At 40.6% G+C, this 9,485-nt stretch carries 7 protein-coding genes and 1 pseudogene; 5 read left to right on the forward strand and 3 right to left on the reverse strand.

Annotated elements, in window-relative coordinates; genetic code table 11:
* Positions 1-73, reverse strand: a pseudogene (locus HP439_RS19565) (nucleoside-diphosphate kinase); the annotation flags it as partial.
* A 104-nt stretch (positions 74-177) separates the two neighbouring features.
* Here HP439_RS19565 and HP439_RS15615 point away from each other — a divergent pair.
* From HP439_RS15615 to HP439_RS15635, 5 genes are all read left to right on the forward strand, one after another.
* Positions 178-1,026 carry a 4-hydroxy-3-methylbut-2-enyl diphosphate reductase gene (locus tag HP439_RS15615; protein WP_172391269.1) on the forward strand — a complete coding sequence of 283 codons (849 nt, stop codon included), beginning with the start codon at positions 178-180 and terminating at the stop codon, positions 1,024-1,026.
* A gap of 68 nt (positions 1,027-1,094) precedes the next feature.
* Positions 1,095-2,120 (forward strand): ferrochelatase, encoded by a 1,026-nt coding sequence (gene hemH / locus HP439_RS15620; protein WP_172391270.1) that lies wholly within the window; start codon positions 1,095-1,097, stop codon positions 2,118-2,120.
* 10 nt (positions 2,121-2,130) lie between these two features.
* Positions 2,131-3,405, forward strand: coding sequence for a metallophosphoesterase (locus tag HP439_RS15625; RefSeq protein WP_172391271.1), 1,275 nt, complete (start codon positions 2,131-2,133; stop codon positions 3,403-3,405).
* 91 nt (positions 3,406-3,496) lie between these two features.
* Positions 3,497-4,537, forward strand: a complete 1,041-nt coding sequence (locus tag HP439_RS15630) for a UDP-glucose--hexose-1-phosphate uridylyltransferase (protein ID WP_172391272.1) — start codon at positions 3,497-3,499, stop codon at positions 4,535-4,537.
* A gap of 3 nt (positions 4,538-4,540) precedes the next feature.
* The gene (locus HP439_RS15635; RefSeq protein ID WP_172391273.1) at positions 4,541-5,695 is read left to right on the forward strand and encodes a galactokinase; all 1,155 of its coding nucleotides are present in this window, start codon (positions 4,541-4,543) and stop codon (positions 5,693-5,695) included.
* A 142-nt stretch (positions 5,696-5,837) separates the two neighbouring features.
* Here HP439_RS15635 and HP439_RS15640 read toward each other — a convergent pair whose 3' ends face one another.
* Together HP439_RS15640 and mfd are read right to left on the reverse strand one after the other, a co-directional pair.
* Positions 5,838-7,013 carry a trans-sulfuration enzyme family protein gene (locus HP439_RS15640; RefSeq protein WP_172391274.1) on the reverse strand — a complete coding sequence of 392 codons (1,176 nt, stop codon included), beginning with the start codon at positions 7,011-7,013 and terminating at the stop codon, positions 5,838-5,840.
* Positions 7,014-7,083: 70 nt separating this feature from the next.
* On the reverse strand, positions 7,084-9,485 hold a 2,402-nt coding region (mfd, locus tag HP439_RS15645), incomplete at its 5' end, for a transcription-repair coupling factor (protein WP_172391275.1).

The raw sequence follows: 9,485 nt of genomic DNA on the forward strand, positions 1-9,485 counted from the left end.
TTAAAATAGCACCGATATGGCCATTTGCTACGGCATCGGGCTTAATCATGGTAAATGTTCTGTTTGTTGCCATCGTTGTGATTTTTTTTTGCAAAGTTAGTAAATTCATATTTACTGGGGGATTAAAGTTGTAGACAATTTGATGGTAAATTACCCTTGAATGCGTAACTTTGTGATATGGCTAAAGATCTTCAAGTAACTATAGATAAGGATTCGGGCTTTTGCTTTGGAGTCGTATACGCTATCGATATGGCAGAAGAAATCCTAGAAGAAGATGGATATCTGTATTGTTTAGGTGATATAGTGCATAATGACGAAGAGGTAGCGCGTTTAAAAGACAAGGGCCTGCGTATCATTGCGCATGAAAACCTGAAAGATCTCAAAAATGAAAAAGTTTTAATTCGTGCTCATGGAGAAGCTCCAGAAACCTATAAGGTGGCGCTTGAAAATGATATAACGCTCATAGATGCTTCTTGTCCAGTAGTCCTGAAGCTACAAAATAGAATAAAAACGTCGTTTGATTCCCAGGAAAAGATTTTGATTTTCGGTAAGCATGGCCATGCTGAAGTTATCGGTCTCCAGGGGCAGACAAATAATCAAGCGTTGGTTTTTCAAGATATTTCGGAACTCGACGACGTGGATTTACCGCCTTCATTTACATTATATAGCCAGACGACAAAAAGCGTAGACAAATTTTACGCTATAAAAGACGAATTGTTAAAAAGAGGCTACGAAGTTAAGGCAAACGATACAATTTGTAGGCAAGTATCGAATCGTTACGAAGACTTAGGAGACTTCGCCCGTCAGTACGACAAAATCATTTTCGTTTCTGGGAAGAAATCCTCGAATGGGAAGGTACTTTTTGATGTATGTAAATCGGCGAATGAAAATAGTTTTTTCATTTCGGGCCCTAATGAGTTGGATCCGTCGATATTTAGTAGTGGAGATACGATCGGCATATGCGGCGCGACCTCAACTCCAATGTGGTTAATGAAAGATGTGAAACAAGCTTTGGAGCGGTTTTAAGCGTCATCATATTCTCATTTTCTATAACGAACACCTTCTTCCTATAATTTATAACTATTTTTGTCTTAATGAATAAGCGTGCAAAAAAAGGAGTGCTTTTAGTTCAATTAGGTACTCCTGATACCCCAACTACACCGGATGTTCGTAGGTATTTAACAGAATTTCTTATGGATCCCCGGGTAATGGATATTTCGTATCTCGGGCGAACATTTTTAGTAAAAGGTGTAATTGTCCCAAAACGCGCACCCCGATCGGCTGCAACCTATAAAACAATCTGGGATGCAACAACCGGTTCTCCATTAATGTATTATAGCGAATTGCAGCGGGATTTGTTGCAAAATTCTCTCGGCGAGGAGTATCACGTGGAATTAGCAATGCGTTATCAAAATCCATCGATTGAATCGGCACTCAAAAAGCTTGAAGGCATGATGCTTGAGTCTCTTCGTGTCATTCCTCTTTTCCCGCAGTATGCGTCTGCAACAACCGGATCGATTATTGATAGAGTGATGGAGCTTATGCGGAAATGGCAATACTTTCCGGAGCTTTCGTTCATTAGTAACTACTGTGATGACGAACAGATGTGCGGCGTTTATGCTAAACACGCCTCGAAATATAATATAGATGACTTTGATCATATCCTATTCAGCTACCATGGCTTACCTGTACGTCAATTAGGTAAGGTTGACCCCACCGGTGAGCTTAACTGTCCTGACAGTGGTTGTGAGAGATGTAAAGCTGAAAAAAATAGCTTTTGCTATTTATCTCAATGCTATTCGACTTCAAGAGCGATTGCTGCAAAGCTTGGTCTTTCGGAAGAACGCTACAGTGTATGTTTTCAGTCTCGCCTAGGTAAGACTCCTTGGATCCAACCATATACGTCCGATACGCTGCACGAACTTGCTAAAAAGGGCGTGAAAAAGCTCCTAGTGTTTAGTCCCGCGTTTGTTGCCGATTGTATAGAGACGCTGGACGAGATCCAAGTGGAATATGCAGATGAATTCAAAGCGCTGGGCGGGGAACAGGTGACGATGGTTGAAAGTTTAAATGATGATCCCGAATGGATCGATGTGTTGAAGCGATTCGCACTAAATTAAATAGAATTATATGCTTTTTTTTAACGCTATACTACTTTTTGTTTTTGACGTTTATATCTTTTTTGCGCTCCGAGCAACGAAGATTAAAGTTGTAAAAAAGAAATGGTTTTCGTTTTTATGGTGGGGCTATTCAATTGGGTTGTTAATAGGAGTATTTATCTCCGCAAAGTTTAATATTCCATTGATGTACCGATCTATTATACTGGTTGCTTTCTTCATGACCGCAGTCAGTAAGTTTTTGTTTATCCTAATCTTATTGATGGATGACTTGCGTAGAGGAGGTGTATGGATAGCGCGACTCTTTTCACCACGAAAAGGAGAAAGTATACCAGAACGCGTCGAGGAATTGACAGAGCCACTTCCTGAAAAGGAACGAAACGGGATCAGTCGTTCTGAGTTTCTTACGAAATCGGGAATTCTTGTGGCTTCATTGCCTATTTTTCCGCTTTCATGGGGAATGATTTCTGGCGGATACGATTACCAAATCCGTCGGCAAAAATTATATCTACCGAATCTGCCTGGATCTTTTCACGGAATGCGTATTGCTCAGATTTCCGATGTTCACTCCGGCTCGTTTTATAATAGAAAAGCCGTTCTTGGCGGAGTAGAAATGCTATTGGCAGAGAAGGCTGATACTATATTTTTTACGGGAGATTTGGTTAATAATGTAGCTTCGGAGATGCGTGATTATCAGGATATTTTTTCAAAACTAAAGGCGGATCTCGGTGTTTACTCTGTGCTTGGTAACCACGATTACGGTGATTATTATTACGGACGTGAAGATTCAGCGGCGAAGCGTAAAAACTTGATGGACGTACATCAAACACACAACGTGATGGGCTGGGATTTACTGCTCGATGAAAATCGAGATTTAGTAGTTAATGGTGAGAAAATTTCCGTTGTCGGTGTTGAAAATTGGGGTACAGGAAGGTTTCCTAAAAAAGGAGATCTAGCAAAAGCGCTTAAAGGGACCGAAGAAGTTCCAGTGAAACTATTGTTATCTCATGATCCCTCACACTGGCGCGCGCAAGTTCTTGATACAGATGTGGATGTGATGTTCGCTGGCCACACGCATGGAATGCAGTTTGGCGTGCGTGGAGAACAATTTCAATGGAGCCCTGCGAAGTATGTTTATAATGAATGGGCCGGTCTTTATCAAGAAAAGGAGCAACAGTTGTACGTAAATGTTGGCTATGGTTTCCTCGGATATCCTGGGCGAGTCGGAATATTGCCAGAAATTACCATATTTGAACTCATTAAAGGAGAAAAGCCTATTGTCGGTTAGTTTGCGCTTAAACGATATCTGAGAAGTCTATAAATTTATAGGCTTTTTTTGTTTTTAATTTTAAAAAAATGGATATTTAAAAAAATATCAAATGTTAGATTTCTCAGAACAACCACATAAAAGAAAGAACCTGTTAACGGGTGAATATATATTAGTTTCACCTCATCGCAGTAAACGGCCTTGGCAAGGACAGATAGAAGATATATCGTCCGACGATAGACCTCAATATGACTCAAAATGCTATTTATGCCCAGGTAATACCCGTGCAGACGGCACCAAGAATCCCGACTATGGAGATAGTTTTGTTTTTGTAAATGATTTCTCGGCCTTGTTGAAAGATACACCGCAGGAGAGTTATGAGGAAGAAGGTCTACTACTCGCTGAGTCAGAAAAAGGAATTTGTAAGGTTATCTCGTTTTCACCTAGACATGACCTTACTCTACCCCAAATGAGTCTCAGCGAAATAAAAGCGGTAACGGACCTTTGGCAAAAGGAATTCGAGGAACTTTCAAGCCAAAACTGGATTAAATATATTCAGATTTTTGAGAATAAAGGAGCTATTATGGGGTGTAGTAATCCTCATCCTCACGGTCAAATATGGGCACAAAGCTCGATCCCGGTTGAGGTTGAAAAGGAGACTATACAGCAACGAGAATATTACGAGAAGAATGGCCGTACGTTGCTTCAAGATTACCTCGCTTTGGAACTAAAAAAAAATGAACGTATTATCGTTGACAATGAACATTTTGTTGCTGTCGTTCCCTTTTGGGCGGCATGGCCATACGAGACGATGATTATTAGCAAGCGTCCTGTACAGAGTATTCTCGAGTTTTCCGAATCGGAGAAGGAAGATCTGGCGCGCACACTACAAGAACTTACGGTTCGATACGATAATATTTTTAAAACCTCTTTCCCCTATTCGGCAGGAATGCACCAAGCTCCAGTGAACTCCGGTGATCAACCAGAGTGGCATTGGCATATGCATTTTTACCCACCGCTTCTGAGGTCGGCGACCGTAAAAAAATTCATGGTCGGTTACGAGATGCTCGCGACACCTCAACGTGATATAACGCCAGAACAGGCGGCTAACACGCTGAGAGAACAGTCAACTATTCATTATAAACAAAAATAAGCAATGATTGCTAAGCAACAGTTAGAAGAACGTTTCGCTACATTATTTGACATACCAGCAGCACATGTCGTGCGATCTCCAGGTCGGATTAATATTATTGGAGAACATACCGATTATAATGAAGGTTTTGTACTGCCAACAGCAATTGACAAGGCCATTTATGTAGCTCTTTCAAAACGAGATGATAATATCATTAGACTGTACGCAGAAGATTTTCAGGAGTTTTTTCAGATATCCTTGGATGATATAAGTCCGGTTGAAAACGGATGGCCTAATTATATTTTAGGCGTGGTTAATCAGCTGTTGGAACGAGGGTTTTCCGTTGGCGGATTTAATTTATACGTAGATGGTGACGTTCCACTAGGCGCAGGATTGTCGTCTTCGGCAGCATTGGAATGTGCGACCGGATTCGCATTAAATGTGTTGTTTGACTTACAGATCGAACGTGTAGAAATTGCCAAGATTGGTCAATTGGCGGAACATACATTTGCGGGAGTGAACTGCGGCATAATGGATCAATTTGCTTCTGTGATGAGTAAGGCGAATCACGTGCTCAAGATTGATTGTCGAGACCTTTCGTTTAGCTACAAACCACTGAACCTAGGGGACTATGCTATCTTGTTGTTAAATACCAATGTAAAGCATTCACTTGCTTCCAGTGCTTACAACGATCGTCGATCATCATGTGAACAAGGAGTTGCCTTAGTGAAAACGCGATATCCGGAAGTAAACAGTCTTCGTGATATTAGCGTAGCGATGCTTGAGGAGTATGTAAGGCCAGTTGATGAAGATATTTACGTTAAATGCCGCTTTGTAGTTCAGGAAAATGAACGCTTGAACATTGCATGCAATGCATTAGAGGAAGGCGATATTGAAATGTTAGGACAGCAAATGTTTAACGCGCATAAGGGCCTTAGTGAAGAGTACGAAGTTAGCTGTACGGAGTTGGATTTCCTTGTGGAATATGTTAAGCAATTTCCTGAGGTATTAGGATCACGCATGATGGGGGGAGGCTTCGGCGGATGTACAATCAACCTTGTGAAACGATCGTTTGTAAACTTGCTTATTGAACGGATATCTCCAATTTATAAAAATAAGTTCAATCTTGATCTCACCGCCATTAAAGTGGTTGCTTCGGATGGAACATCATTACTTTAACAACCACCGTTATTAGAAAATATGGTGACAACATGCTTTTTGCGCATGTTTTATGCTAATCTGTTTTCAAGTATACAACTCGAAAAATCCTTTACATTTATGATGGGTCGTAAAAGTAAAGGATTTTTTGATGCATTTAGTGCTAGATTTTTGCAAGTGCTTGGGTGAAATCTGCTATTAAATCGTCGATGTGTTCGATTCCAACTGAGATGCGTAAAGTACCGTCGGTGATCCCCGATTTTTTCTTTTGCTCCTCAGTATGGCTCGAACTCCACATACTGGCTGGATGCGCTATTAAGGATTCAACACCTCCTAAACTTACTGCGTTGGCAAATATGTTAAGGCTATTGAGAATTGTTTGTGCGTGTTTAAAAGCGTCCGATCCGCCAACTTCAATTACAAGCATCCCCGTAAAACCTTTCATTTGTCTTCTAGCAAGTTTATGTTGTGGGTGGTCTTCGAGTCCGACATAACCGACTTTTTTAATCTTGGGTTGTTTTTCTAGCCATTTTGCGAGTGCGAGCGCGTTGTCATTTATCTGCCGTACCCTTAACGCTAAGGTTTTCAGACCACGGAGTAATAGCCATGAATCAAAAGGGCTCAATGATGCGCCTAGCAGTAGAGAACGTTTCCATACTTTCGCAATCAATTCTTTACTGCCGCAAACTGCTCCAGCTGTTAAATCGCTATGACCTCCTAGGTATTTAGTCGCGCTATGGACAATTACGTCGATGCCGTATTCCGATGGAACTTGATTAATCGGTGAGGCGAACGTATTGTCAATCATTGTAATAATTCCTTTTGTCTTACCTAGATTTCCTATGAATTCTAGATCAGTGATCTCTAAATTAGGGTTGGATGGTGTTTCTATGTATATAAGCTTCGTATTCGCTCTAATAGCGTTCTCAAACGCTACGTTGTCGATCTGATCCACCGGTGTAACTTCGACTCCGTATTCGCTAAGAAAATCCCTTAGAAAGGTTCCCGCTGCAGCGTAATGTGTGTGCTGTGCGACAATGTGGTCTCCCGCCTTTACTACAGCGAGAATGGCCGTACTAATTGCGGCCATTCCAGTAGACAGGATCAAAGCGTCTTCAGTTTTCTCAAGTTTCGCAAGGACGGCGGCGGCTTGGCTACTTGTCGGATTACCATGACGATGATAGAACTCTGGATATTTAACTGTGGACGTTGATTGAGCGAATTCCGCTATATTCTCGCTGACAAAATAAGTCGAGGTTTGATATATTGGACTAACAACGGACTTTGTAGTGTTAAATTCTTCACCTTCGTGAATCAATAAGGTTTCAAGTTTTGCCATAATTTATATCTGTTTTCCAAAGCTAAATAAAAATCTACTAATTTAATGGATATTGAGGGGCGGATCTTGATTAAACCATTTCCTGCAGTAGCGTAAGTGCATAACGTATACTGCCGATATTACTTAAAGCTAATCGAAGTTGGCCTTTCACTTCTTTCAAATTCGAAATTGATGGATGCTGTTGAGCAAACGCTAATACTTTACCAAATTGTTCAGATTCGAAGTAGCTTGATTTTGGATTATTTATAAAATAACCTCTAAGCATATTTTTCTTGTAAGAGATTTTCTCAAAGCCAATCTGCTTGCCGTACCATTGTAACCGTAAAGTGCTAAATAATTCATATACGGGTTCTGGTATAGGGCCGAATCGATCCTGAAGTTCTCTTTCAAATTCAGTTAGTTGTGTCTCGTTTTCGAGCTTAGCGATCTCATTGTAAAGGTTATAACGTTCTCCGATATTTGTAACATACTCATCGGGTATCATCACTTCTAAATCGGTATCAATTTGAGTAAAGTTTACATATTTTCGGTTTGAATCTTCGGCGAATAGTTCGCCGAATTCATCATCCTTAAGTTCTTGTACAGCTTCGTCAAGAATTTTATTATACATTTCAAAACCTATTTCAGCGATGAAACCAGATTGCTCCGCCCCTAGAAGATTACCAGATCCACGAATATCAAGGTCCCGCATTGCTACATTGAATCCTGACCCCAGTTCGGAAAATTCTTCTAGTGCTGATAGTCTTTTATACGCTTCATTCGTCAAGGTAGATAGAGGTGGACTCAAAAGATAACAAAACGCCTTTTTGTTGGATCGACCGACGCGGCCGCGCATTTGGTGTAGATCACTTAAACCAAACATATGTGCGTGATTAATAATGATGGTATTCGCGTTTGGTATATCCAAGCCAGCTTCAATAATTGTTGTCGCGATAAGTACGTCGAACTCATGATTTATGAACTTTAGCATAACATCTTCTAAATCATCACCTTCAAGTTGTCCATGAGCAATTCCTATGCGAGCATTAGGGACGAGCTTCTGGATCATACCGCCTAATTGCTTTAAATCTGCAACTCTGTTATGAATGAAAAATATTTGACCTCCGCGTTCAATTTCAAAAGAGACGGCTTCTTGTATTAATGTTTCATTGAAAACATGAAGCTCGGTTTGTACAGGTTGCCTGTTCGGCGGCGGAGTGGAGATTATACTTAAATCACGGGCCCCCATTAACGAAAAATGTAAGGTACGAGGGATGGGTGTAGCTGTCAAGGTTAAGGAATCAACATTCGCCCGCATTAGTTTGAGTTTTTCTTTTACTGATACACCGAATTTTTGTTCTTCATCGATAATCATCAATCCGAGATCTTTAAATTTAACATCTTTACTGACCAAGCGATGTGTCCCGATAATGATATCAACTTTTCCCTCTTCAAGTTTCTTTAACGTATCTTTAATCTGTTTAGTTGATTTAAAGCGATTTATATAGTCAATATTAGCAGGTAAGCCCTTAAGACGCTCGCTGAAAGTACGAAAGTGCTGCAATGCCAAGATTGTAGTAGGTACAAGGACAGCAACTTGCTTGCTATCGGCCACAGCCTTAAATGCTGCTCGGATTGCTACCTCTGTTTTGCCAAAGCCAACGTCACCACATACTAATCGGTCCATTGGATGAGGCGATTCCATATCGCGTTTAACATCATTTGTAGCCTTCTCTTGATCTGGCGTATCCTCATAGATGAACGAAGCTTCTAGCTCATTTTGGAGGTAACTATCTGGACTAAAAGCGTTTCCGGTTTGTGCTTTGCGTTTAGCATATAATTTGATGAGGTCCCTAGCAATATCTTTAACTTTCTTCTTTGTCGTGCGTTTGAGCTTTTCCCATGTGTCGGTGCCTAGCTTATTCATTTTGGGTAAAGCCCCCTCTTTGCCTGAATATTTCGATATGCGATTTAGAGAGTTGATATTTACATAAAGTAAATCGTTGTCAGCATAGACTAACCGGATCATCTCTTGTGTTTTACCGTTTACTTCTACTTTTTCAAGGCCTGCATACTTACCGACACCATGGTCAATATGCGTGATGTAGTCACCAGGTTTTAGCTCGCGCAGATCTTTCAGTGTAATAGCCTGAGAACGTTCGTAGCCTTTCTTGCGTTTATATTTGTAGTATCTATCAAATATTTGATGATCGGTATAACAAGCGTATTTTAAGGAGTCGTCGCGGAAGCCTTCGCGAAGAGCTCGATGAATCGGCGTGAAGGTTACGGACTTATCTATGTCCTCGAGGATGCTGTAAATGCGTTCAATTTGTTTCGGTGAGTCGGAAAAAATAAGATTGTTTATACCGCGACTTACATTTTCTTTAAAATTATGAATAAGAAGCGTGAAATCTTTGTTGAATGAGGGTTGTGGATGGGTGTCGAATGTAAGATTGAAATCTGCTTTGTAGAAAAACTGTTTTCCGAACTCAA

It is taken from the genome of Sphingobacterium shayense (assembly GCF_013179575.1).
In the GTDB taxonomy this organism is placed as follows: Bacteria; Bacteroidota; Bacteroidia; order Sphingobacteriales; family Sphingobacteriaceae; genus Sphingobacterium; species Sphingobacterium shayense.